Below are 23,484 nucleotides of genomic sequence, written 5' to 3'. Positions count from 1 at the left end.
TATTTTATTGTTCTTTTACAGTAACAAGATGAGCAACTTTGGTAATCATACCGCGAATCGCAGGGTTATCTTCTTGAACAACCGTTTGATGCATTTTGCGTAAACCCAAAGTGTTAACTGTAACACGTTGATCTTCAGGACGACCAATCAAGCTGCGAGTGAGGGTGATTTCTAATTTATTAGCCATAATTCGATTTCCCTCCTTATCCTAACAGTTCTTGTACTGATTTTCCACGTAACTTAGCTACGTCTTCAGCACGTTTCAATTGCTTCAATCCTTCAATTGTTGCGCGAACCATATTAATAGGTGTATTAGTACCTAGTGATTTAGACAAGATATCGCTAACTCCGCCTAATTCAAGTACCGCACGAACAGGACCACCAGCAATTACTCCTGTACCTTCAGAAGCTGGTTTCAATAGAATGTGACCTGCGCCATAGCGACCGTTCACAAGGTGAGGAATAGTAGTACCAACCATTGGTACAGTAATTAGATTTTTCTTAGCATCCTCAATAGCTTTACGGATAGCATCCGGAACTTCTTGAGCTTTACCAGTACCAAATCCAACATGACCATTTTTATCACCAACAACAACTAGTGCAGTGAAACGGAAACGACGTCCGCCTTTAACAACTTTAGCTACACGATTTACTGTAACTACGCGTTCTTCAAGTTCTAATTTATTAGGATCAATGCTACGCATCTGTTATGTCCCTCCTTATCCATTAAAATTCTAAGCCGTTTTCACGAGCAGCGTCAGCCAATGCTTTTACACGACCATGGAAGAGGTAACCACCGCGGTCAAATACCACAGCTTTGAAACCTTTTTCAACAGCACGTTTCGCAATAAGTTCGCCAACTTTTTGAGCTGCTTCAGCATTGCTACTAGCTTCGATACTGATCTCTTTATCAAGAGTTGAAGCACTTGCTAATGTTACGCCTTTTGCATCGTCAATTAATTGTGCGTAAATGTGTTTGTTTGAACGAAACACATTTAAACGAGGACGAGCTTCTGTTCCAGAAAGCTTAGCACGTACACGCGCATGTCTTTTCTGACGAGTAGCATTTTTATCAAGCTTCGTAATCATTTACGTCACTCCTTTCGTTTACTTATGCGGCATTACTTACCAGTTTTACCTTCTTTACGACGAACGAATTCGCCTTCGTAACGGATACCTTTACCTTTATACGGTTCAGGTGGGCGAACATCACGGATATTAGCTGCTAGAGCTCCTACACGTTCTTTGCTTGCACCTTTGATGATTACTTTTGTATTAGAAGGAACTTCAACTTCAACGCCAGCTTCTGGCTCTATTTCTACAGGGTGGGAATATCCTACGTTAAGGACAAGCTTGTTACCTTGCTTTTGTGCACGGTACCCAACCCCAATAAGTTCAAGTGATTTTACGAATCCTGTTGATACACCTTCAACCATGTTAGAGATAAGTGCGCGAGTAGTACCGTGTAAAGAACGGTGAGCCTTCTCGTCAGACGGACGTGTAACAGTTAACACGTTCTCTTCAACAACGATTGAAAGGTCAGGATTGAATGATCTAGTTAATTCACCTTTAGGTCCTTTAACAGTTACTTCACTTCCAGTAACAGTAACTGTCACGCCTGCAGGGATTTCAATAGGTTTTTTACCTATACGAGACATAATGTGCACCTCCATTCTTGTGAAAATGTATTACCAAACGTATGCTAAAACTTCTCCGCCAACTTGTTTAGAGCGAGCTTCCTTGTCTGTTAAAACTCCGTGAGAAGTAGAAACAATTGCGATACCTAAACCGTTAAGAACGCGTGGTACCTCTCCAGTTTTTGCATATACACGCAAACCAGGTTTGCTGATACGTTTTAGACCAGTGATAACACGTTCGTTGTTTGCACCGTATTTTAAGAAGATACGGATGATACCTTGTTTGTTGTCTTCGATTAATTCAAAGTCACGTACGAAGCCTTCACTTTTTAAGATCTCAGCAATTTCCTTTTTGATCTTTGAAGCAGGAACTTCCAGTTTTTCGTGACGAACCATATTCGCATTACGGATGCGAGTAAGCATATCTGCAATAGGATCTGTCATGACCATTATATTTTACCTCCTTCCCAAACTCGGGTTTTACCAGCTAGCTTTTTTAACGCCAGGAATTTGTCCTTTATATGCAAGTTCGCGGAAACAAATACGACAAAGTTTAAATTTACGTAATACAGAATGTGGACGTCCGCAACGTTCGCAACGTGTATATTCTTGTACTTTAAACTTTTGTTCGCGTTTTTGCTTTACGATCATAGACTTTTTAGCCACGATTTCGCCTCCCTTTATTTAGAGATTACTTTTGGAACGGCATTCCAACTTGAGTAAGTAGTTCACGAGCTTCTTCGTCAGTGTTGGCAGTCGTTACGATAACGATGTCCATACCACGAACTTTGCTCACTTTATCGTAATCAATCTCAGGGAAGATAAGTTGTTCTTTAACGCCTAATGTATAGTTTCCACGTCCGTCAAAAGATTTCTTTGAAACGCCACGGAAATCACGTACACGCGGTAAAGATACAGATACTAGCTTATCAAGGAATTGATACATACGTTCTCCACGTAATGTAACTTTCGCTCCAATAGGCATACCTTCACGCAAACGGAAGCCTGCGATTGATTTTTTTGCTTTTGTTATAACAGGTTTTTGACCAGTGATCAATGTAAGTTCTTCAACAGCTGTATCTAAAGCTTTCGAGTTAGATACTGCGTCACCCACACCCATGTTAATAACGATTTTCTCAATGTTTGGTACTTGCATTACTGATTGATAGTTGAATTTGCCCATCAATGATGGTGTAATTTCACTTTTTAATTTTTCTTTAAGGCGGCTCATTGCTTAGTGTACCTCCCTTCATTTATGACTTATTTATCTAAAGTTTCACCTGATATTTTAGCTACGCGTACTTTTTTACCATTTTCAATCTTATATCCAACACGAGTCGGTTTACCTGATTTAGGATCAAGTGGCATTACATTGGATACGTGAATAGCAGCTTCTCTGCTGATAATTCCACCTTGTGGATTAAGTTGAGATGGCTTGGAATGCTTTTTCACGATGTTAATTCCTTCAACAAGCACACGATTTTGTTTCGGATATGCAGAAAGAATTGTTCCTTGTTTGCCTTTGTCCTTACCAGAGATGACTACGACTTTGTCACCTTTTTTAACATGCATTAGCTTGGCACCTCCTTGAAAGGCTTTATACAAATTTTACATATTATAGAACTTCTGGAGCTAGAGAAACGATCTTCATGAAACTATTGTCACGTAATTCACGAGCAACAGGTCCAAAAATACGAGTTCCACGTGGGCTCTTATCGTCACGGATAATTACACATGCGTTTTCATCAAAACGAATGTAAGAACCGTCAGGACGACGCATACCACGTTTTGTACGGACAACAACAGCCTTAACGACTTCACCTTTTTTAACAACGCCTCCTGGTGTTGCCTGTTTAACTGTACAAACGATGATATCACCGATGTTTGCAGTTTTACGGCCAGAACCACCTAGGACTTTAATTGTTAGCACTTCACGAGCACCTGAATTGTCAGCGACTTTTAAACGAGATTCTTGTTGAATCATGTACGGTACCTCCCTTCGGAATTAGCTTAATCCGAACTATATTAAATGATTACTGCTTTTTCTACTACTTCTACAAGACGGAAGCGTTTTGTAGCTGAAAGTGGACGAGTTTCCATGATACGTACTACGTCGCCTGCTTTAGCTTCGTTTAGCTCGTCATGAGCTTTTAACTTTTTAGAGTATTTCACGCGTTTACCGTATAAAGAATGCTTTTTATAGGTTTCTACAACTACTGTAACTGTTTTATCCATTTTGTCGGATACTACGCGTCCAGTGTAGATTTTGCGTTGGTTGCGTTCGCTCATTCTGCAAACCTCCATTCATTATCGATTAGTGACACCGATCTCTCTTTGACGAACAACTGTTTTCATACGAGCAATCGATTTGCGAACTTCACGGATGCGAGCTGTATTTTCAAGTTGTCCAGTAGCTAACTGGAAACGAAGATTAAATAGTTCTTCTTTAAGAGATTTTAGTTTTTGTTCAATTTCAGCAGTGGTTAGATCTTTGATTTCATTAGCTTTCATTTGTTTCACCACCAATTTCCTCTCTTTTTACAAACTTGCATTTGATTGGAAGTTTGTGTGCTGCAAGGCGCAATGCTTCTCTTGCCACCTCTTCAGATACACCAGAGATTTCAAACATAACTTTGCCCGGTTTAACTACTGCTACCCAACCTTCAGGAGCACCTTTACCGGAACCCATCCGTACTTCAAGCGGCTTAGCTGTGTAAGGTTTGCTTGGGAAGATTTTGATCCAAACTTTCCCTCCACGTTTCATATAACGAGTCATCGCAATACGAGCTGCTTCGATTTGACGGTTCGTGATCCAGGAAGCTTCTTGAGCTTGAAGTCCAAATTCTCCGAAATGAACTTCAGTGCCGCCTTTAGCCATCCCTCTCATCTTACCGCGGTGTTCACGACGGTATTTTACGCGTTTTGGCAATAACATATTATTTTCCTCCTTCCTCAGATTTCTTCTTAGTAGGAAGAACTTCTCCACGGTAGATCCAAACTTTCACGCCTAGCTTACCGTAAGTAGTATCTGCTTCAGCATGAGCATAATCTATGTCTGCACGAAGTGTGTGAAGTGGAACTGTTCCTTCGCTGTAATGTTCAGCACGAGCAATATCAGCACCGCCAAGACGACCAGAAACTTGAGTTTTGATTCCTTTTGCTCCAGAACGCATAGTACGTTGGATAGCTTGCTTTTGAGCGCGACGGAATGAAACACGGTTCTCTAATTGACGAGCGATGTTTTCAGCAACCAATTTTGCGTCAAGATCTGCTCTTTTAATTTCGATGATATTGATATGAACTCTTTTGCCAGTCAGCTGGTTCAAAGCTTTACGAAGTGCTTCGACTTCAGTACCGCCTTTACCGATAACCATTCCTGGTTTAGCAGTGTGGACAGATACATTGATACGGTTAGCTGCACGTTCGATTTCAACCTTTGAAACTGAAGCATCATTTAGACGTTTCGCGATATATTCACGAACTTTAATGTCTTCATGCAAAAGAACTGCGTAGTCTTTATCAGCGTACCATTTGGATTCCCAGTCACGGATTATCCCGATACGCATACCGATTGGATTTACCTTTTGACCCACAGATTACCCCTCCTTCTTTTCTGATACAACGATTGTAATATGACTAGTACGTTTGTTTATAGCACTCGCACGACCTTGAGCGCGAGGACGGAAACGTTTTAATGTTGGTCCTTCGTTAACGTATGCCTCTGAAACGACTAGGTTATTAATATCCATTTCGTAGTTGTGTTCTGCATTTGCGATAGCAGATTTCAGAATTTTTTCTACGACTGGAGAAGCAGATTTTGGTGTTAAGCGAAGAATCGCTACTGCTTCACCTACTTGTTTTCCTCGAATTAAATCTGCGACTAAACGCACTTTACGAGGAGCAATACGAACTGTTTTAGCGACAGCTTTAGCTTGCATGAGATGCCCTCCTCTCATTAACGTCTTGTTTTCTTGTCATCACTTGCGTGACCTTTATAAGTGCGTGTAGGCGCGAATTCGCCTAGTTTGTGACCTACCATATCTTCTGTTACATAAACCGGCACATGCTTACGACCGTCATAAACGGCGATTGTGTGTCCGATGAATTGCGGGAAGATTGTTGAGCGACGAGACCAAGTTTTTACTACCTGTTTCTTGTCAGCTTCATTTAATTTTTCAACTTTTACCAATAAATGATCATCAACAAAAGGCCCTTTTTTTAAGCTACGACCCATGCGAGTACCTCCCTTCGTGACTGTTCTACGGTTCTATATATGAACCGTAGCTCAATCCCGTTATTTTTTACGACGACGTACGATAAATTTATCGGATTTATTTTTCTTCTTACGAGTTTTGAATCCAAGAGTAGGTTTACCCCATGGAGACATTGGTGATTTACGTCCGATTGGAGATTTACCTTCACCACCACCGTGTGGGTGATCATTCGGGTTCATTACAGATCCACGAACTGTTGGGCGTTTACCTAACCAACGGTTACGGCCAGCTTTACCAATGTTGATAAGTTCATGCTGTTCATTACCAACTTGACCGATTGAAGCACGGCAAGTAGCAAGAATCATACGAACCTCACCTGAGTTTAAACGTACAAGTACATAACGACCTTCTTTACCAAGTACTTGAGCAGATGTTCCTGCTGAACGGACTAATTGTCCACCTTTTCCTGGTTTAAGTTCGATGTTATGAATTACTGTACCAACTGGGATGTTAATAAGAGGTAGAGCGTTACCCACTTTAATGTCAGCTTCTGGACCTGACATAACTTCCAAACCTACTTCTAGGTTTTTCGGAGCTAGGATATAACGTTTTTCTCCATCAACGTAATTAATTAATGCAATGTTTGCAGAACGATTTGGATCGTACTCAATAGTAGCAACGCGTCCAGGTATACCATCTTTATTCCGTTTGAAATCGATGATACGGTATTGACGCTTGTGGCCGCCACCTTGATGACGAACTGTTAACTTACCTTGGTTATTACGGCCGCCTTTGCTGTGTAAAGGAGCAAGTAATGATTTTTCCGGTTTGTCTGTAGTGATCTCAGCAAAATCCGAAGTTGTCATATTACGTCGACCGTTAGAGGTAGGTTTATACTTCTTAATCGCCATTTGTATTTCCCTCCTTCTCTAATGAATTAAGCTTCGAATAGCTCGATTTCTTTGCTGTCAGCAGTTAATTTAACAATAGCTTTACGGCGCTTGTTAGTATAGCCTGCATGTTTGCCCATGCGTTTGAATTTACCTTTGTAGTTCATGATGTTTACTTTCTCAACTTTAACGCCGAAAATTTCTTGAACAGCATCTTTAACTTGAGTTTTATTAGCTTTAACATCAACTTCAAAAGTATATTTCTTTTCAGCCATTACGTCTGAAGAGCGTTCAGTGATTACGGGGCGCTTAATGATATCGCGTGCATCCATTATGCAAGCACCTCCTCTACTTTTTCGACAGCTGATTTAGTCAAGATCAATTTGTTGTGTGAAACAACATCAAGAACGTTAAGACCAACAGCTTCAACTACAGTAACACCAGGGATGTTACGTGCAGAAAGAGCAACTTTCTCATCTAAACCGTCAGTAACAACTAACGTTTTAGTATCAACAGAAAGATTTTTAAGTACTGCTACAAATTCTTTTGTTTTTGGAGCTTCGAAAGACAAGCTTTCAAGTACCAAAATGTTCTCTTCCAATGCCTTTGCAGACAATGCAGATTTAATAGCTAAACGACGTACCTTTTTAGGTAGCTTGTAAGCGTAAGATCTTGGAGTAGGTCCAAAAACAACGCCACCGCCACGCCATTGTGGAGAACGGATAGAACCTTGACGCGCACGTCCAGTTCCTTTTTGTTTCCAAGGTTTACGTCCACCGCCTGCAACTTCAGAACGGTTTTTAACTTTATGAGTTCCTTGACGTAAGGAAGCTCGTTGCATGATGATTGCTTCAAATAATACATGATTATTAGGTTCGATACCAAAGATGGATTCATTTAGTTCGATGTCGCCAACTTGTGAACCTGTTTGGTTGAACAATGTAACTTTTGGCATTCTATTGCTCCTCCTTTCTCAGAAATTACTTTGCTTTAACAGCAGTTTTAACTTTGATCAATGCTTTTCTAGCACCAGGTACATTACCTTTGATCAATAGTAGGTTGCGTTCAACATCAACTTTAACGATAGCTAAGTTTTGAACAGTAATTTGTTCTCCACCCATACGTCCTGGTAATAGTTTACCTTTGAATACGCGGTTTGGAGCTACAGGACCCATTGAACCTGGGCGACGGTGGTAACGAGAACCATGAGACATAGGTCCGCGAGATTGTCCATGACGCTTGATAGAGCCTTGGAAACCTTTACCTTTTGAAATTCCTGATACATCTACTAAATCGCCTTCAGCGAAAATACTAACATTGACTTCTTGACCGATCTCATATTCAGTAAGATCCGTTCCGCGGAATTCGCGAATGAAGCGCTTAGGAGTAGTATTTGCTTTTTCAACATGGCCCTTTTCAGGTTTGTTAGAAAGCTTTTCGCGTTTGTTTTCAAAACCAACTTGAACTGCTTCATAGCCATCAGTTTCAACAGTTTTCTTTTGAAGAACCACGTTATTAGCAGCTTCGATAACTGTTACCGGAATAAGTTCACCGTTTTCAGCAAAAACTTGAGTCATACCGATTTTTCTTCCTAAGATTCCTTTGGTCATAAGTCACACCTCCTAGAGTAATTGTTCATATTTATATGAATTATAATTTGATTTCAATGTCAACGCCTGATGGTAAATCTAAACGCATCAATGAATCAACTGTTTGTGGAGTTGGATTAACGATGTCGATTAGACGTTTATGCGTACGCATTTCGAATTGTTCACGAGAATCTTTGTATTTATGAACCGCACGTAGGATCGTATATACCGATCTTTCAGTAGGTAATGGAATTGGACCAGATACAGCCGCACCAGAACGTTTTGCAGTTTCAACAATTTTCTCAGCAGATTGATCAAGAATTCTGTGATCATATGCTTTTAAACGGATACGAATTTTTTGTTTTGCCATAATTTTCCCTCCTTTTCGCCTATTTTAAAATAGACCTTCTCAATGGAAATTTCCCACACACTCGCCATGGCAAAGCGGCCGGGTGTGTCAGCAACCTTCCATATCATCGCAGTCAAAGACCAACATTGTCTATTATACATAATGCACAAGTAAAATGCAAGTTAAACTTAAACTTTTCTTGTGCAACACACTTTTATTATTATACATACTATCACAAGTATTTACAAGTAGATTCTACATGGTCTTTCATATCCATTTTCTTCAATTCGAAAATCATCATGAAACTTAATAAATCCACTAATTTTTTTACCGATATTATAGAAGAAAAAAATGAAAAACCTTTAGAAAATAGAAAAGAAGCAGATGGCGTCCCATCTGCTTCTCCCGGAAGGCGTCCCTTCCAATATTGTTTTATGAATCAATTACTCTGTGATTGTAGCAACTACGCCAGCGCCTACAGTACGTCCACCCTCACGGATAGAGAATTTAGTACCTTCTTCGATAGCGATTGGAGCGATAAGTTCTACAGTCATTTCGATGTTGTCTCCAGGCATAACCATTTCTACGCCTTCTGGAAGGTTACAAATACCAGTTACGTCAGTTGTACGGAAGTAGAACTGAGGACGGTAGTTTGTAAAGAATGGAGTGTGACGTCCACCTTCTTCTTTAGAAAGAACATAAACTTCAGCTTTGAACTTTGTGTGTGGAGTGATTGTACCTGGTTTAGCAAGTACTTGTCCACGTTGGATATCTTCACGGGATACACCACGAAGTAGTGCACCGATGTTGTCACCAGCTTCAGCATAGTCAAGAAGCTTACGGAACATTTCAACACCAGTTACTGTTGTTGGTTTAGACTCTTCGTTGAAACCGATGATGTCAACAACGTCACCGACTTTAACTTGTCCACGCTCAACACGGCCAGTTGCAACTGTTCCACGACCAGTGATTGAGAATACATCCTCAACTGGCATCATGAATGGTTTTTCAGTGTCACGAGTTGGTTCTGGGATATACTCGTCAACAGCTGCCATTAATTCATGAATTTTTTCTTCCCAAGCTTCGTCTCCTTGAAGAGCTTTTAGTGCAGATCCTTTGATAACTGGAATGTCATCGCCAGGGAATTCGTATTCAGATAGAAGATCACGGATTTCCATTTCTACTAATTCAAGAAGTTCTTCGTCATCAACCATATCGCATTTGTTCATGAATACTACAAGGAATGGTACACCTACTTGACGAGAAAGAAGGATGTGCTCACGAGTTTGTGGCATTGGGCCATCAGCAGCAGATACTACTAGGATACCGCCGTCCATTTGTGCAGCACCTGTGATCATGTTTTTAACATAGTCAGCATGTCCTGGGCAGTCAACGTGTGCATAGTGACGAGTAGCTGTTTCATACTCAACGTGTGCAGTAGAGATTGTGATACCACGTTCTCTTTCTTCTGGAGCACCATCGATTTGGTCATAAGCGCGAGCTTCTGCGCCACCAGATTTAGCAAGTACAGTTGTGATTGCAGCAGTTAGAGTAGTTTTACCATGGTCAACGTGACCAATTGTTCCAACGTTAACGTGCGGTTTTGAACGATCAAATTTAGCTTTTCCCATTAGGAATTCCTCCTTAAAATTATAAATAAAAGATTAAGTATATAGGGCTGTGAAAGAAGACTAATTCTTCCATCACAGCTTACATAAGATAGTTATACTTTAATAAGAGATGAAAATCAATTATTCACCTTTATTTTTTTTGATGATTTCTTCAGAAATGCTCTTAGGTACTTCTTCATAATGATCGAAGTGCATAGAGAATGTTCCGCGTCCTTGAGTGTTAGAACGTAAAGATGTAGCATATCCGAACATTTCAGATAGTGGAACCATCGCTTTAACCATTTGCGTGTTACCGCGAGCTTCCATACCTTCTACGCGACCACGACGAGATGTGATATCTCCCATGATGTCGCCTAGGTAATCTTCTGGAATAACTACTTCCACTTTCATGATTGGTTCAAGGATGACAGGCTTACATTTAGATGCTGCATTTTTAAGTGCCATTGATGCAGCAATTTTAAATGCCATTTCGTTGGAGTCAACGTCATGGTAAGAACCGTCAAATAATTTTGCTTTGATGTCGACTAGCGGGTAACCAGCAAGTACACCACGGTCAAGTGAATCAACTAATCCAGCTTGTACAGCAGGGATATATTCACGTGGTACTACACCACCGACGATAGCATTTTCAAATTCGAATCCTTTACCTTCTTCGTTTGGACCAAATTCGATCCATACGTGTCCGAATTGTCCACGACCACCTGATTGGCGAACGAATTTACCTTCAACTTTAGCTGAACCACGGAAAGTTTCACGGTATGCTACTTGAGGAGCACCAACGTTAGCTTCCACTTTAAATTCGCGACGCATACGGTCAACAAGGATGTCCAAGTGAAGTTCACCCATACCAGCGATAATCGTTTGACCAGTTTCTTGGTCAGTATGCGCACGGAATGTTGGATCTTCATCTTGTAGCTTTTGTAAAGCTTGACCCATTTTGTCTTGGTCTGCTTTGGATTTCGGTTCAACTGACAGTGAGATAACTGGTTCTGGGAATACCATGGATTCAAGAATTACTTGGTTCTTGTCGTCACATAGAGTATCACCAGTTGTAGTATCTTTCAAACCAACAGCAGCAGCGATATCACCTGCATATACAGTTGAGATTTCTTCACGGCTGTTTGCATGCATTTGAAGGATACGTCCAATACGTTCACGCTTACCTTTTGTTGAGTTGATTACATAAGATCCTGATTCTAATGTACCTGAGTACACGCGGAAGAATGTAAGTTTACCAACGTAAGGGTCAGTCATAACTTTAAACGCTAAAGCGGAGAACGGTTCAGAATCATCTGAATGGCGTTCTACTTCATCTTCTGTATCCGGTAGAGTACCTTTAATAGCCGGCACGTCTAATGGAGATGGAAGGAAGTCGATAACGTTATCAAGCATTAATTGAACACCTTTGTTTTTGAAAGCTGATCCACAGATAACTGGGAAGAATTCAACGTTAACAGTTGCTGTACGAATAGCTGCTTTTAATTCAGCAATGCTGATTTCTTCGCCGCCAAGGTATTTTTCCATTAAGTCTTCATTAACTTCTGCTACTGCTTCAATTAACTTTTCACGGTATTCTTCAGCTAATTCCCTATGTTCTTCAGGAATTTCACCAACAGTGATATCAGTTCCTAGATCATTGGCATAGAAATGAGCTTTCATTTCAATAAGGTCAATGATTGCAGAGAATTGATCTTCAGCACCGATTGGTAACTGAACCGGGTGAGCATTAGCTTGTAGACGATCGTGGATTGTTCCAACTGAATATAGGAAATCCGCACCGATTTTGTCCATTTTATTTACGAATACGACACGTGGTACACCGTAAGTTGTAGCTTGGCGCCAAACTGTTTCAGTTTGAGGCTCAACACCTGATTGGGCATCAAGTACAGCTACAGCTCCATCAAGTACACGCAATGAACGTTCAACTTCAACTGTGAAGTCTACGTGTCCTGGCGTATCGATGATGTTTACACGGTGACCTTTCCACTGTGCAGTTGTTGCAGCGGATGTGATCGTGATTCCACGTTCTTGTTCCTGTTCCATCCAGTCCATTTGTGAAGCACCTTCGTGTGTTTCACCAATTTTATGAATTTTACCAGTATAGTATAGAACGCGTTCTGTTGTTGTCGTTTTACCAGCATCGATGTGAGCCATGATACCGATATTACGAGTATTTGCTAAGGAGAACTCTCTTGCCATTTGTCTTTCTCCTTCCTTTTATAAGGATTTTATAGTGATATATCTTACCAGCGATAATGAGCGAATGCTTTATTAGCTTCAGCCATTTTGTGTGTATCTTCACGTTTCTTAACAGCTGCTCCAGTATTGTTAGCAGCATCCATGATTTCATAAGCTAAACGCTCTTCCATCGTTTTTTCTCCACGAAGACGAGAGTATTTCACTAACCAACGAAGTCCTAGAGTTGATTTGCGGTCTGGACGCACCTCAACTGGTACTTGGTAGTTAGCTCCACCTACACGGCGTGCTTTTACTTCTAATACAGGCATGATGTTTTTAAGTGCTTGATCAAAAACTTCGATTGATTCATTGCCAGTACGTTCTTTGATTAAATCAAATGCAGAGTAAAGAATTTTTTGTGATTTACCTCTTTGTCCATCAACCATTAATTTGTTGATTAAGCGAGTCACAAGTTTAGAATTATAAATCGGATCTGGTAATACGTCTCTTTTCGTTACAGGTCCTTTACGAGGCATTATATTTCCTCCTTTCAAGAAAGTTTAATTTTTGTTTGAGATTATTTTTTTGCTGCTTTCGGACGCTTAGTACCGTATTTAGAACGGCCTTGCATACGATTGTTAACTCCAGCTGTATCAAGAGCACCACGTACGATATGGTAACGTACCCCTGGTAAATCTTTTACACGACCGCCACGGATAAGAACCACGCTGTGTTCTTGTAGGTTGTGACCGATACCTGGGATATAAGCTGTTACCTCGATACCGTTTGTTAAACGTACACGCGCATATTTACGTAACGCGGAGTTTGGTTTTTTCGGTGTCATAGTACCCACACGAGTGCAAACACCACGTTTTTGCGGAGATGATACGTTAGTTTGTGCTTTTTTAAAGCTGTTGTAGCCTTTGTTAAGTGCTGGAGATTTTGAATTAACCTCTTTAGACTCGCGTCCTTTACGCACTAATTGATTAATAGTAGGCATTACATTTTTCCTCCCTTCACGTTTTCATTTCTAGTACCACACATCCAGGTGGTTCATAAATGGGTAAAAACAAAGTCTTTGCAAATATAATTGCAAAAACATTTTTACTTTTTAATGGCAACAGTTGCTGCTCCGACATCAATACCACATGCTTTGCCAAGCATTCTCATCGAATCAACATATGTGATAGGAACATCCAATTCTTTGGCGGTCTCAACGACACGCCCAGTCAAGTATATATCTGCATCATCAGCGATGATAACTTCTTGAATTAAATTGTTTTTAAGAGCTCTAACTGCTTGTTTCGTCCCTATAATCACTGACTTTGCCTGTATTACTTTTTCATAAGACATGGTCCATATCCTCCAAAGTTACAGGGTAACATAGGAGCACCTTTGCTATAGTATCATTATTAGTCGGATACTGTCAACTTCTTTCAAGAAAATAATTTCAGCAAAAGGTTTTCCTTACATAATTCTATTAAGATAATCAATTTGCCTAAAGGAAATATTTCTGATCCTCGTAAGGCTGTTCAGTCAGCCATGAGTAATAAGAGAGACCAGCTCAATAAATTCTGATCCTTCAGCTCCAATAGGAAACAGGAGTGCGGTTTTCAGTTTAAATTATTGAGCTGGTCCTTTTTCCTTTAATCCACTGTTACTGTATCGGCACTTTCATCACCAACAACGACAGGGTTTGCTTTTCTGTATCTAAGCATTCCCGTTCCTGCAGGGACAAGTTTACCGATGATGACATTTTCTTTAAGTCCAAGCAATTCATCACGTTTTCCTTTTATTGCTGCATCAGTCAAGACTCTGGTTGTTTCTTGGAATGACGCGGCGGACAAGAAGGAATCCGTTTCTAGAGATGCTTTTGTGATACCTAGCAATACTGGACGACCTGTAGCTGGTAATTTGTTAGTCAGCAATGCATCTGTGTTTGCAGTAGTGAACTGGTTAACATCCAATAATGTTCCTGGAAGCACTTCAGTTTCGCCTGCATCAAGCACACGGACTTTACGCATCATTTGTCTAACCATTACCTCGATATGTTTATCACCGATCTCAACACCTTGCATCCGGTATACTTTTTGAACTTCATGAAGCAGGTATTCCTGAACAGTAAGCACGTCTGTAACCTTAAGCAATTCTTTCGGATCGATGGAACCCTCTGTTAACTCTTCACCACGACGGACAGGAGTATCAACAGTTACTCTTAAACGGGCAGTGTATGGCGCAGTATATGTGCGTGATTCAACTGCACCTTGAACAACGATTTCCTGTTGTTTATCCCGAATTTCATTAATCGAAACAATCGTTCCTTCGATTTCGGAAATGACAGCTTGACCTTTAGGATTTCTCGCTTCAAATATTTCTTGGATACGAGGAAGACCTTGAGTGATATCATCCCCAGCAACCCCACCTGTATGGAATGTACGCATCGTTAACTGTGTACCAGGTTCTCCGATTGATTGAGCGGCAATAATACCGACTGCTTCGCCCACTTCAACTTCTTGACCTGTAGCCAAGTTGCGTCCATAACATTTTTTACATACACCATGGCTGGTGTTACATGTAAAGGCAGAACGGATCCATGCTGTTTCAATTCCAAGTGATTCAATATAATTAGCAAGATCTTCAGTAATAAGATCATTTTCAGCCACGATTACATCATTTGTTTCTGGATGTTTGATCGCTTTTCTTGCATAACGGCCAATTAGGCGCTCTTCAAGATGCTCAATTATTTCAGTGCCCTCTCTCAAGGCTGAAATTTTCAAGCCGCGGTCGGTTCCACAATCGTCATCACGGATGATAACATCTTGGGCAACGTCAACAAGTCGACGAGTAAGGTAACCGGAATCGGCTGTTTTAAGTGCTGTATCGGCAAGACCTTTACGCGCACCATGTGTAGAGATGAAGTACTCCAACACTGTTAAACCTTCACGGAAACTTGATTTGATCGGTAATTCAATGATACGTCCAGCCGGGTTGGCCATCAAACCACGCATACCCGCAAGCTGCGTAAAGTTGGAAGCATTACCACGGGCACCGGAGTCACTCATCATGAAGATTGGGTTGCGTCGGTCCAGTGAGTCCATAAGTTTGGACTGAATGGTATCCTTGGCAGCACTCCAAATTGAAATGACGCGATCATAACGCTCATCCTCAGTAATAAGACCGCGTCTGAATTGTTTCAAGACATTATCCACTTTGGTTTGAGCCTCAGTAATGATTCCTTGTTTTTCTTTTAAAACGACAATATCAGCCACACCAACGGTAATACCAGCTTTTGTCGAATATTTGAATCCAAGATCTTTCATCCGGTCAAGCATTTTGGATGTTTCGGTAATTTTAAAGCGTTTAAAGACTTCCGCAATGATATTTCCAAGAATTTTTTTCTTGAAAGGATCAATAGCAGGTTGAGCCTCAATCAATTCAGGGATATTAGCGCCTTTTTCCACAAAATATTTCTCCGGAGTTTTCGTTTCCAAATTATATCGTGTTGGTTCGTTAATATACGGGAATGATTTTGGTAAAATTTCATTGAAGATCAATTTACCGACAGTGGTAATTAGAAGTTGGCCGTTTTGTTCTTCAGTGAATGTTTCATTATTTAGTGACGATGCATGTACAGCACAACGGGAATGCAAGTGTACATATCCGTTTTGGTATGCAAGTAATGCTTCACTTGTATCTTTAAAGATCATACCTTCACCGATAGCGCCTTCTCTTTCCAATGTTAAGTAATAGTTACCTAATACCATATCTTGAGAAGGTGTAACGACAGGTTTACCATCTTTAGGGTTCAAAATGTTCTGTGCTGCAAGCATAAGCATGCGTGCTTCGGCTTGGGCTTCAGAAGATAGAGGAACGTGGACCGCCATTTGGTCACCGTCAAAGTCAGCGTTGTAAGCTGTACATACGAGCGGATGCAACCGAATTGCGCGACCTTCAACCAACGTTGGTTCAAATGCTTGGATACCAAGTCTATGAAGTGTCGGTGCACGGTTCAATAGTACTGGGTGTTCTCTAATAACTTCTTCTAGTACATCCCATATTTCAGGAGATAAACGTTCAATTTTACGCTTAGCGGATTTGATGTTATGCGCTAAACCTCTTTGAACAAGCTCCTTCATAACGAATGGTTTGAATAATTCAATCGCCATTTCTTTCGGAAGACCACATTGGTACATCTTTAAGTTTGGTCCGACTACGATAACGGAACGGCCAGAATAATCAACACGTTTACCAAGAAGGTTTTGACGGAAACGGCCTTGTTTACCTTTTAACATGTGAGATAAAGATTTTAACGGACGGTTACCAGGTCCAGTTACCGGACGGCCCCGACGGCCATTATCGATAAGAGCATCGACAGCTTCTTGCAGCATACGCTTCTCATTTTGAACGATAATGCTTGGTGCTCCAAGATCCAGTAATCTTTTCAATCGATTATTACGGTTGATAACACGGCGATATAAATCATTTAGATCAGATGTGGCAAAACGTCCTCCATCAAGTTGAACCATAGGACGAAGTTCCGGTGGAATGACCGGAAGCACGTCAAGGATCATCCATGAAGGCTCATTTCCGGAGTTACGGAATGCTTCAAGCACTTCCAAGCGTTTGATTGCACGGGTTCTGCGTTGTCCTTGAGCTGTTTTAAGCTCCTCTTTCAACGACTCTACTTCCTTTTCCGTATCAATATCTTGTAAAAGTTTTTTAATAGCTTCCGCACCCATGGCAGCTTGGAATTTCTTACCGTATTTTTCACGGTATGTACGATATTCCTTTTCAGAAAGAAGCTGTTTCTTTTCTAAAGTTGTATCGCCCGTTTCAGTTACGACGTAAGATGCAAAGTAAATAACTTCTTCCAAAGCCCGTGGAGACATGTCAAGCACAAGTCCCATACGGCTAGGAATTCCTTTAAAATACCATATGTGTGAAACTGGAGCTGCCAGCTCAATATGACCCATACGCTCACGACGTACCTTAGCACGAGTGACTTCAACGCCACAACGGTCACAGACTACGCCTTTATAACGAACACGTTTATATTTTCCGCAATGACATTCCCAGTCCTTTTGAGGTCCAAAAATTCTCTCACAGAATAAACCGTCTTTTTCTGGCTTTAACGTACGATAGTTGATTGTTTCTGGTTTTTTAACTTCTCCATGGGACCAAGAACGAATCTTGTCTGGTGAAGCAAGACCAATTTTCATATACTCAAAATTATTAACGTCTAACAAGGGGCCTACCTCCCTTTTAATCTCCAGGTTTAACCCTTGATTGCCGTCAAATATCAGGCAATCTTACACCGGATGATGGTTGATTGAATCAATAAGGCTCTAACAAGGCAGCATGATCTTCAAACGAACATCTCGCTGCCAGTCAGAGCAGGTAATATATAACTAGATATGTTTATATTTAATTTTATTCTTTGACAGGTGCCCCTACTTCGGAAGCAACCATATCTTTAGTTTCTGAATCAAGGCTTAATTTGTCTGCTTGGTTGGCTTCATCTTCATCTTCCAAGTCACGCATTTCGATTTCACGATCTTCGGCATTGAGAATTTTAACATCCAATCCTAAACTTTGAAGCTCCTTAATCAATACTTTGAAGGACTCAGGAACGCCTGGTTCAGGGACATTTTCACCTTTGACGATCGCTTCGTACGTTTTAACACGACCTACGACATCATCTGATTTAACGGTTAGGATTTCTTGTAATGTATAAGCAGCACCATAAGCTTCAAGTGCCCATACTTCCATCTCACCGAAACGCTGTCCACCAAATTGCGCTTTACCACCAAGTGGTTGCTGCGTAACAAGGGAGTAAGGTCCAGTTGAACGTGCATGAAGTTTATCATCGACCATATGTGCCAGTTTGATCATATACATGACACCGACTGATACACGGTTATCGAATGCTTCACCTGAACGGCCGTCATAAAGGACAGTTTTTGCATCACGGGACATCCCGGCTTCTTCAATCGTACCCCAAACATCTTCCTCAGTAGCACCATCGAATACAGGAGATGCTACATGAATGCCAAGTGCGCGTGCAGCCATACCTAAGTGAAGCTCCAACACCTGACCGATATTCATACGTGAAGGTACACCCAATGGGTTTAACATGATGTCGACTGGAGTGCCGTCTGGTAAATAAGGCATATCTTCTTCAGGAAGAATCCTGGAGATTACCCCTTTGTTACCATGTCGTCCAGCCATTTTATCGCCTTCATGGATTTTACGTTTTTGAACGATATATACACGTGCGAGTTGGTTTACACCAGGAGGCAGTTCATCGCCGTCTTCTCTGTTAAATACTTTAACATCAAGAACGATTCCGCCGCCGCCGTGAGGTACACGAAGTGATGTATCCCTTACTTCACGTGCTTTTTCACCGAAGATTGCATGTAATAGACGTTCCTCAGCAGTCAGTTCCGTTACACCTTTAGGCGTGACTTTACCAACGAGAAGGTCTCCGTCTTTCACTTCAGCACCCACACGGATTATTCCGCGCTCATCAAGATTACGAAGCGCATCTTCCCCTACGTTAGGGATATCACGTGTGATTTCTTCAGGTCCTAATTTTGTATCGCGTGATTCAGATTCATATTCTTCAATATGAATGGAAGTGTACACATCATCTTTAACCAATCGTTCACTCATGATGATGGCATCTTCATAGTTATATCCATCCCATGTCATGAAGGCAACCAATACGTTACGTCCAAGTGCCAACTCACCTTTTTCCATTGAAGGACCATCAGCAAGAATTTCACCTTTTACAACGTTGTCGCCAACACTTACGATAGGGCGTTGATTATAGCACGTTCCTTGGTTGGAACGAATGAATTTTAATAGACGGTATTTATCAAGGTTTCCTTTTACTTGCTGTCCGTCAACCTCACTTACCCTACGTACCCATACTTCACGTGATTCAACGTGCTCTACGATACCAGGGTGTTTACAGATTACAGCAGCACCGGAGTCTTTCGCTGAAACATACTCCATACCCGTTCCTACTCGAGGGGCTTCCGGTTGCAGCAAAGGAACTGCTTGACGTTGCATGTTCGCTCCCATAAGGGCACGGTTGGAGTCATCATTTTCCAAGAAAGGAATACATGCTGTCGCAGCAGATACAACCTGTTTAGGAGATACATCCATGTAATCTACGCGGTCACGCGGAACAACGGTATTTTCACCGCGGAAACGTGCAACAACATCATTATCAAGGAATGAGCCGTCATCTGACAGTCGTACATTCGCTTGGGCAACTACATAATTATCTTCCTCATCAGCTGTTAAGTAGTCAATTTGGCTTGTGATTTTACCTGTTTCAGGGTCCACACGGCGGTATGGTGTTTCAATGAAGCCATATGGGTTAACCTTTGCGAAACTGGATAATGAGTTAATCAAACCAATATTCGGTCCCTCAGGCGTTTCGATCGGACACATGCGGCCATAGTGGGAATAATGAACGTCACGTACTTCAAAGCCAGCACGCTCACGTGTCAGACCACCAGGTCCCAATGCAGATAGACGACGTTTATGCGTCAATTCAGCCAACGGGTTCGTTTGATCCATGAATTGGGAAAGCTGTGAGCTTCCAAAGAACTCTTTAATGGATGCAATGACCGGGCGAATGTTGATTAGTTGCTGTGGAGTAATTGTATTCGTATCCTGAATGGACATTCTTTCACGGACAACACGCTCCATACGGGATAAACCAATTCTGAATTGGTTTTGCAGCAATTCACCAACGGAACGCAGACGACGGTTACCTAAATGGTCAATGTCATCCGTGATTCCCACACCATGCAATAAATTAAAGAAATAACTGATGGAAGAAATGATATCAGCCGGTGTAATGTTTTTGACCTGGTCGGTCACATAGGCATTACCGATGATATTGATCACTTTTTCGCCTTCAGCATCGTTTGGTGCAAACACTTTAATAGGTTGAAGAAGAGTTTCTTCCTCTACTACACCGCCTGATGGATGGAATGTTTTGAATCCGATTCCACCTTCGATATGAGGCAGGATCCTATCAAGAGTCCGACGATCAAGCATTGTCCCTTTTTCAACGATGATTTCACCTGTTTCAGGATCAATCAAAGTCTCTGCAATACGTTGTCCGAATAAACGGTTCTTGATATGCAGTTTTTTATTAATTTTATAACGGCCTACATTAGCTAAATCATAACGTTTCGGATCAAAAAAGCGTGATACTAAAAGACTTTTCGCGTTTTCGACAGTAGGCGGTTCACCTGGGCGTAGACGCTCATAGATTTCTAGTAATGCTTTTTCTACACTCTCGGTGTTATCCTTTTCAAGAGTGTTGCGAAGATATTCGTTGTCTCCGATCAAATCGATGATTTCTTGATCTGTTCCGAATCCAAGGGCACGCATCAATACCGTGATCGGTAATTTCCTGGTGCGGTCGATCCTAACATACACAACATCCTTGGCGTCTGTTTCATATTCGAGCCATGCGCCACGGTTAGGAATAACGGTCGCAGAGAATCCAAGCTTACCGTTTTTATCCATTTTCCCGTTGTAGTAAACACTCGGTGAGCGCACTAATTGGGATACAATTACCCGTTCAGCACCATTGATGACAAATGTACCTGTTTCAGTCATCAGCGGGAAGTCGCCCATAAATACATCCTGGTCTTTCACTTCCCCTGTTTCTTTGTTAACAAGGCGCACTTTCACACGAAGTGGTGCAGAATACGTAACATCGCGTTCTTTTGTTTCTTCCACAGAATACTTCGGCTCAGCTAAGCTGTAATCGATGAATTCTAACGATAAATTACCTGTAAAATCCTCAATAGGAGAAATATCCTGGAACATTTCCTTTAAACCTACATCTAGAAACCATTGATAAGAAGCTGTTTGAATTTCAATCAGATTCGGAAGATCCAAAACCTCACTGATTCTTGCATAACTTCTACGTTGGCGGTGTCGTCCATACTGAACAAGTTGACCTGTCAACTGATTCACCCCTTAAATCAAGCGTTATAAGGATCCATTTGCCTCGGAAAAGGAATCATTTCCATAGACAAAAAGAAAATGGTTTTTATTTTAAAAACCACTATTTCTCATAAAACGAACTATTATTTATATATTTTTTCCATATTATCCATTGATTATACATCAATGGTATAAAAATTGCATAGTTACGGAATTATATATATGCATTTTATAATACTAACATAGCGAAAATTTAGAGTCAAACCTTTTTGGATAATAGTATATAGTAACCTTTTTTCTTAACGGGCACTTCAACATTTCCAAATAATTGCTCCATTTTATCCATTGCGGATGGAGCCCCTTGTTTTTTTTGAATAACAACCCATAATTCTCCACCAGCTACCAAACTGCGATAGCCTTCTTCTAAAATTTCGTGGACTACACTTTTACCTGCGCGAATGGGAGGGTTCGTAAGAATCGCCGCGAATTGATTGGAGGCAACTTTGTCAAAACGATCACTTTCGTATATCTTCACATTTGCGATCCCATTAGAAGCCGCATTCTCTTTTGACAATTCAACTGCCCTGCTATTTATATCAATCATTTCTATCGTTCTATCGGGATAAGCTGCCGCAATCGATATTCCGATTGGTCCATATCCGCAACCAACATCGAGAATATCTCCTTCCACAGCTTCATCAAGGTTAAAACTCTCAACCAAAAGACGCGATCCGAAATCAACTTCCTTTTTCGAAAAAACACCATTATCACTTTTGAAGCGAAATGTACGTCCCTTTAATGTGAAATCCCAAAATTTCGGATTACTTACGACATCCGGTTTATGTGAGTAGTAATGCTCTGTCAGAGTCATCTCCCCCTATCAGAAAGGAATATTGAAGATTTAATGAGAGAAGAGAATTGAAGAATGGATGCTTGCACGCCAGAATGTTTGAATAACTAAACCCTATTAATCAAACCATTAACGGCTTTTTTTCGTCATTTCTTTAAAATGAAGAAAAAAGCCCGCCAGTGATAGCGAGCTTTTTTTTATGCAAGATTACTTAACTTCAACGCCAGCTCCAACTTCTTCAAGTTTAGCTTTAACTTCTTCAGCTTCTTCTTTAGAAGCGCCTTCTTTGATTGCCTTTGGAGTGTTGTCAACAAGTTCTTTTGCTTCTTTAAGTCCAAGACCTGTTACTTCACGTACAGCTTTGATAACTTTGATTTTTTGATCTCCAGCAGATGTAAGGATTACATCAAACTCAGTTTGCTCTTCAGCAGCAGCGCCACCAGCAGCAGCTACAGCTACAGGTGCAGCAGCAGTTACGCCAAATTCTTCTTCGATTGCTTTTACAAGGTCGTTTAATTCTAAAACAGTCATGTTTTTAACTGCTTCTAAGATTTGATCTTTAGTCATTGTTATTTCCTCCTCGAAATGGTTGGTTTTTTTTTGAATCATTAGGCTAAATAAGCGATTAGCTTACGCGCCTTGTTCTTCTTTTTGATCTGCAACTGCTTTTGTAGCAAGAGCAAGTCCGCGCATTGGTGCTTGTAGCACGCTGAGTAGCATTGAAAGTAGGCCTTCGCGTGAAGGTAGTTCTGCAAGAGCTTTAATTTCTTCAGCAGTTGCAACATTTCCTTCGATAACTCCAGCTTTGATTTCTAAAGCTTCATGTTTTTTCGCAAAATCGTTAAGGATTTTTGCTGGCGCAATAACATCTTCAGTTGAGAATGCAATTGCGTTTGGTCCTGTTAATGATTCGTTCAAAGCGCTAAGTTCAGCACTTTCCGCAGCACGGCGAGTCATAGAGTTTTTGTAAACTTTAAACTCAACGCCAGCTTCACGAAGTTGCTTACGAAGTTCTGTTAATTCAGCAACAGTCAATCCACGGTAGTCAACAACTACTGTTGATTGGCTTGCAGTTAATTTATCAGTAATCTCAGCAACGATTTTTTGCTTTTGTTCAATAATTGCGTTCATCCTTACACCTCCTGTAGATTTGCTTGAAAACATTTA

The 23,484-nt window shown here is 40.9% G+C and carries 30 protein-coding genes; all 30 read right to left on the bottom strand.

Going from position 1 to position 23,484, the window contains the following annotated elements:
- Positions 1-4: 4 nt before the first annotated feature.
- Positions 5-187 carry a 50S ribosomal protein L30 gene (rpmD, locus tag AC3ISB_RS00795; RefSeq protein WP_034304984.1) on the bottom strand — a complete coding sequence of 61 codons (183 nt, stop codon included), beginning with the start codon at positions 185-187 and terminating at the stop codon, positions 5-7.
- A gap of 16 nt (positions 188-203) precedes the next feature.
- Entirely contained in the window at positions 204-704 is a 501-nt protein-coding gene (gene rpsE / locus AC3ISB_RS00790) for a 30S ribosomal protein S5 (protein WP_034304987.1), read from the bottom strand.
- A gap of 22 nt (positions 705-726) precedes the next feature.
- Positions 727-1,089: a 50S ribosomal protein L18 gene (rplR, locus tag AC3ISB_RS00785; RefSeq protein ID WP_063235799.1), complete on the bottom strand. Its 363-nt coding sequence runs from the start codon at positions 1,087-1,089 to the stop codon at positions 727-729.
- A 32-nt stretch (positions 1,090-1,121) separates the two neighbouring features.
- Positions 1,122-1,658 (bottom strand): 50S ribosomal protein L6, encoded by a 537-nt coding sequence (rplF, locus tag AC3ISB_RS00780; protein ID WP_076372861.1) that lies wholly within the window; start codon positions 1,656-1,658, stop codon positions 1,122-1,124.
- A gap of 30 nt (positions 1,659-1,688) precedes the next feature.
- Positions 1,689-2,087, bottom strand: a complete 399-nt coding sequence (gene rpsH / locus AC3ISB_RS00775) for a 30S ribosomal protein S8 (RefSeq protein ID WP_034304995.1) — start codon at positions 2,085-2,087, stop codon at positions 1,689-1,691.
- Positions 2,088-2,117: 30 nt separating this feature from the next.
- A complete protein-coding gene (locus AC3ISB_RS00770; RefSeq protein ID WP_034304998.1) occupies positions 2,118-2,303 on the bottom strand; it encodes a type Z 30S ribosomal protein S14 in 186 nt (61 codons plus the stop codon).
- Between the two features lie 25 nt (positions 2,304-2,328).
- A complete protein-coding gene (rplE, locus tag AC3ISB_RS00765) occupies positions 2,329-2,868 on the bottom strand; it encodes a 50S ribosomal protein L5 (protein WP_063235797.1) in 540 nt (179 codons plus the stop codon).
- A 29-nt stretch (positions 2,869-2,897) separates the two neighbouring features.
- Positions 2,898-3,209: a 50S ribosomal protein L24 gene (gene rplX / locus AC3ISB_RS00760; RefSeq protein WP_063235796.1), complete on the bottom strand. Its 312-nt coding sequence runs from the start codon at positions 3,207-3,209 to the stop codon at positions 2,898-2,900.
- Between the two features lie 43 nt (positions 3,210-3,252).
- The gene (rplN, locus tag AC3ISB_RS00755; protein WP_034305005.1) at positions 3,253-3,621 is read right to left on the bottom strand and encodes a 50S ribosomal protein L14; all 369 of its coding nucleotides are present in this window, start codon (positions 3,619-3,621) and stop codon (positions 3,253-3,255) included.
- Between the two features lie 41 nt (positions 3,622-3,662).
- Positions 3,663-3,926, bottom strand: coding sequence for a 30S ribosomal protein S17 (gene rpsQ, locus AC3ISB_RS00750; protein WP_034305007.1), 264 nt, complete (start codon positions 3,924-3,926; stop codon positions 3,663-3,665).
- Between the two features lie 18 nt (positions 3,927-3,944).
- Positions 3,945-4,148 (bottom strand): 50S ribosomal protein L29, encoded by a 204-nt coding sequence (rpmC, locus tag AC3ISB_RS00745; RefSeq protein ID WP_034305010.1) that lies wholly within the window; start codon positions 4,146-4,148, stop codon positions 3,945-3,947.
- On the bottom strand, positions 4,138-4,572 hold the full coding sequence (gene rplP, locus AC3ISB_RS00740) for a 50S ribosomal protein L16 (RefSeq protein ID WP_034305012.1): 435 nt from the start codon (positions 4,570-4,572) through the stop codon (positions 4,138-4,140). Before rplP ends, rpmC begins: the two co-directional genes overlap by 11 nt.
- 1 nt (position 4,573) lies before the next feature.
- Positions 4,574-5,230 (bottom strand): 30S ribosomal protein S3, encoded by a 657-nt coding sequence (gene rpsC, locus AC3ISB_RS00735; RefSeq protein ID WP_034305014.1) that lies wholly within the window; start codon positions 5,228-5,230, stop codon positions 4,574-4,576.
- A 3-nt stretch (positions 5,231-5,233) separates the two neighbouring features.
- Positions 5,234-5,575: a 50S ribosomal protein L22 gene (gene rplV, locus AC3ISB_RS00730; protein WP_034305017.1), complete on the bottom strand. Its 342-nt coding sequence runs from the start codon at positions 5,573-5,575 to the stop codon at positions 5,234-5,236.
- Between the two features lie 17 nt (positions 5,576-5,592).
- Positions 5,593-5,871: a 30S ribosomal protein S19 gene (rpsS, locus tag AC3ISB_RS00725; RefSeq protein WP_034305018.1), complete on the bottom strand. Its 279-nt coding sequence runs from the start codon at positions 5,869-5,871 to the stop codon at positions 5,593-5,595.
- Positions 5,872-5,931: 60 nt separating this feature from the next.
- A complete protein-coding gene (gene rplB / locus AC3ISB_RS00720) occupies positions 5,932-6,762 on the bottom strand; it encodes a 50S ribosomal protein L2 (RefSeq protein ID WP_063595511.1) in 831 nt (276 codons plus the stop codon).
- 26 nt (positions 6,763-6,788) lie between these two features.
- Positions 6,789-7,073 (bottom strand): 50S ribosomal protein L23, encoded by a 285-nt coding sequence (gene rplW / locus AC3ISB_RS00715; protein WP_063595512.1) that lies wholly within the window; start codon positions 7,071-7,073, stop codon positions 6,789-6,791.
- Positions 7,073-7,696, bottom strand: coding sequence for a 50S ribosomal protein L4 (gene rplD, locus AC3ISB_RS00710; RefSeq protein ID WP_053349064.1), 624 nt, complete (start codon positions 7,694-7,696; stop codon positions 7,073-7,075). The genes rplW and rplD overlap by 1 nt, the downstream gene beginning before the upstream one ends.
- Before the next feature lie 25 nt (positions 7,697-7,721).
- Positions 7,722-8,351 (bottom strand): 50S ribosomal protein L3, encoded by a 630-nt coding sequence (rplC, locus tag AC3ISB_RS00705; protein WP_034305028.1) that lies wholly within the window; start codon positions 8,349-8,351, stop codon positions 7,722-7,724.
- Between the two features lie 40 nt (positions 8,352-8,391).
- Complete coding sequence (rpsJ, locus tag AC3ISB_RS00700) at positions 8,392-8,700, bottom strand: 30S ribosomal protein S10 (protein WP_019244375.1); 309 nt, start codon at positions 8,698-8,700, stop codon at positions 8,392-8,394.
- Between the two features lie 422 nt (positions 8,701-9,122).
- A complete protein-coding gene (gene tuf / locus AC3ISB_RS00695) occupies positions 9,123-10,310 on the bottom strand; it encodes an elongation factor Tu (RefSeq protein ID WP_034305030.1) in 1,188 nt (395 codons plus the stop codon).
- A 120-nt stretch (positions 10,311-10,430) separates the two neighbouring features.
- Positions 10,431-12,509 (bottom strand): elongation factor G, encoded by a 2,079-nt coding sequence (gene fusA, locus AC3ISB_RS00690; protein ID WP_061440380.1) that lies wholly within the window; start codon positions 12,507-12,509, stop codon positions 10,431-10,433.
- A gap of 44 nt (positions 12,510-12,553) precedes the next feature.
- The gene (rpsG, locus tag AC3ISB_RS00685) at positions 12,554-13,024 is read right to left on the bottom strand and encodes a 30S ribosomal protein S7 (RefSeq protein ID WP_034305035.1); all 471 of its coding nucleotides are present in this window, start codon (positions 13,022-13,024) and stop codon (positions 12,554-12,556) included.
- 41 nt (positions 13,025-13,065) lie between these two features.
- Positions 13,066-13,488: a 30S ribosomal protein S12 gene (gene rpsL, locus AC3ISB_RS00680; protein WP_034305038.1), complete on the bottom strand. Its 423-nt coding sequence runs from the start codon at positions 13,486-13,488 to the stop codon at positions 13,066-13,068.
- A 104-nt stretch (positions 13,489-13,592) separates the two neighbouring features.
- A complete protein-coding gene (locus AC3ISB_RS00675) occupies positions 13,593-13,841 on the bottom strand; it encodes a 50S ribosomal protein L7ae-like protein (RefSeq protein ID WP_034305040.1) in 249 nt (82 codons plus the stop codon).
- A 293-nt stretch (positions 13,842-14,134) separates the two neighbouring features.
- Positions 14,135-17,734: a DNA-directed RNA polymerase subunit beta' gene (gene rpoC, locus AC3ISB_RS00670; protein WP_098373566.1), complete on the bottom strand. Its 3,600-nt coding sequence runs from the start codon at positions 17,732-17,734 to the stop codon at positions 14,135-14,137.
- 184 nt (positions 17,735-17,918) lie between these two features.
- A complete protein-coding gene (gene rpoB / locus AC3ISB_RS00665; protein ID WP_048677874.1) occupies positions 17,919-21,488 on the bottom strand; it encodes a DNA-directed RNA polymerase subunit beta in 3,570 nt (1,189 codons plus the stop codon).
- A 238-nt stretch (positions 21,489-21,726) separates the two neighbouring features.
- Positions 21,727-22,332, bottom strand: a complete 606-nt coding sequence (locus tag AC3ISB_RS00660) for a class I SAM-dependent methyltransferase (RefSeq protein ID WP_260288212.1) — start codon at positions 22,330-22,332, stop codon at positions 21,727-21,729.
- Between the two features lie 192 nt (positions 22,333-22,524).
- Positions 22,525-22,884: a 50S ribosomal protein L7/L12 gene (gene rplL, locus AC3ISB_RS00655; protein WP_053349071.1), complete on the bottom strand. Its 360-nt coding sequence runs from the start codon at positions 22,882-22,884 to the stop codon at positions 22,525-22,527.
- A gap of 63 nt (positions 22,885-22,947) precedes the next feature.
- Positions 22,948-23,448 (bottom strand): 50S ribosomal protein L10, encoded by a 501-nt coding sequence (gene rplJ / locus AC3ISB_RS00650; protein ID WP_063235792.1) that lies wholly within the window; start codon positions 23,446-23,448, stop codon positions 22,948-22,950.
- Positions 23,449-23,484 lie beyond the last annotated feature (36 nt).

It is taken from the genome of Peribacillus sp. GL_122 (assembly GCF_057835005.1).
This window is presented reverse-complemented; position numbering and strand designations above follow the sequence as displayed.

What these genes read in the sequence shown, in the direction of transcription:
- rpmD (WP_034304984.1), bottom strand. Translation starts at nt 187, where the DNA reads ATGGCTAATAAATTAGAAATCACCCTCACTCGCAGCTTGATTGGTCGT.
- rpsE (WP_034304987.1), bottom strand. Translation starts at nt 704, where the DNA reads ATGCGTAGCATTGATCCTAATAAATTAGAACTTGAAGAACGCGTAGTT.
- rplR (WP_063235799.1), bottom strand. Translation starts at nt 1,089, where the DNA reads ATGATTACGAAGCTTGATAAAAATGCTACTCGTCAGAAAAGACATGCG.
- rplF (WP_076372861.1), bottom strand. Translation starts at nt 1,658, where the DNA reads ATGTCTCGTATAGGTAAAAAACCTATTGAAATCCCTGCAGGCGTGACA.
- rpsH (WP_034304995.1), bottom strand. Translation starts at nt 2,087, where the DNA reads ATGGTCATGACAGATCCTATTGCAGATATGCTTACTCGCATCCGTAAT.
- rplE (WP_063235797.1), bottom strand. Translation starts at nt 2,868, where the DNA reads ATGAGCCGCCTTAAAGAAAAATTAAAAAGTGAAATTACACCATCATTG.
- rplX (WP_063235796.1), bottom strand. Translation starts at nt 3,209, where the DNA reads ATGCATGTTAAAAAAGGTGACAAAGTCGTAGTCATCTCTGGTAAGGAC.
- rplN (WP_034305005.1), bottom strand. Translation starts at nt 3,621, where the DNA reads ATGATTCAACAAGAATCTCGTTTAAAAGTCGCTGACAATTCAGGTGCT.
- rpsQ (WP_034305007.1), bottom strand. Translation starts at nt 3,926, where the DNA reads ATGAGCGAACGCAACCAACGCAAAATCTACACTGGACGCGTAGTATCC.
- rpmC (WP_034305010.1), bottom strand. Translation starts at nt 4,148, where the DNA reads ATGAAAGCTAATGAAATCAAAGATCTAACCACTGCTGAAATTGAACAA.
- rplP (WP_034305012.1), bottom strand. Translation starts at nt 4,572, where the DNA reads ATGTTATTGCCAAAACGCGTAAAATACCGTCGTGAACACCGCGGTAAG.
- rplV (WP_034305017.1), bottom strand. Translation starts at nt 5,575, where the DNA reads ATGCAAGCTAAAGCTGTCGCTAAAACAGTTCGTATTGCTCCTCGTAAA.
- rpsS (WP_034305018.1), bottom strand. Translation starts at nt 5,871, where the DNA reads ATGGGTCGTAGCTTAAAAAAAGGGCCTTTTGTTGATGATCATTTATTG.
- rplB (WP_063595511.1), bottom strand. Translation starts at nt 6,762, where the DNA reads ATGGCGATTAAGAAGTATAAACCTACCTCTAACGGTCGACGTAATATG.
- rplW (WP_063595512.1), bottom strand. Translation starts at nt 7,073, where the DNA reads ATGGATGCACGCGATATCATTAAGCGCCCCGTAATCACTGAACGCTCT.
- rplD (WP_053349064.1), bottom strand. Translation starts at nt 7,696, where the DNA reads ATGCCAAAAGTTACATTGTTCAACCAAACAGGTTCACAAGTTGGCGAC.
- rplC (WP_034305028.1), bottom strand. Translation starts at nt 8,351, where the DNA reads ATGACCAAAGGAATCTTAGGAAGAAAAATCGGTATGACTCAAGTTTTT.
- rpsJ (WP_019244375.1), bottom strand. Translation starts at nt 8,700, where the DNA reads ATGGCAAAACAAAAAATTCGTATCCGTTTAAAAGCATATGATCACAGA.
- tuf (WP_034305030.1), bottom strand. Translation starts at nt 10,310, where the DNA reads ATGGGAAAAGCTAAATTTGATCGTTCAAAACCGCACGTTAACGTTGGA.
- fusA (WP_061440380.1), bottom strand. Translation starts at nt 12,509, where the DNA reads ATGGCAAGAGAGTTCTCCTTAGCAAATACTCGTAATATCGGTATCATG.
- rpsG (WP_034305035.1), bottom strand. Translation starts at nt 13,024, where the DNA reads ATGCCTCGTAAAGGACCTGTAACGAAAAGAGACGTATTACCAGATCCG.
- rpsL (WP_034305038.1), bottom strand. Translation starts at nt 13,488, where the DNA reads ATGCCTACTATTAATCAATTAGTGCGTAAAGGACGCGAGTCTAAAGAG.
- AC3ISB_RS00675 (WP_034305040.1), bottom strand. Translation starts at nt 13,841, where the DNA reads ATGTCTTATGAAAAAGTAATACAGGCAAAGTCAGTGATTATAGGGACG.
- rplL (WP_053349071.1), bottom strand. Translation starts at nt 22,884, where the DNA reads ATGACTAAAGATCAAATCTTAGAAGCAGTTAAAAACATGACTGTTTTA.
- rplJ (WP_063235792.1), bottom strand. Translation starts at nt 23,448, where the DNA reads ATGAACGCAATTATTGAACAAAAGCAAAAAATCGTTGCTGAGATTACT.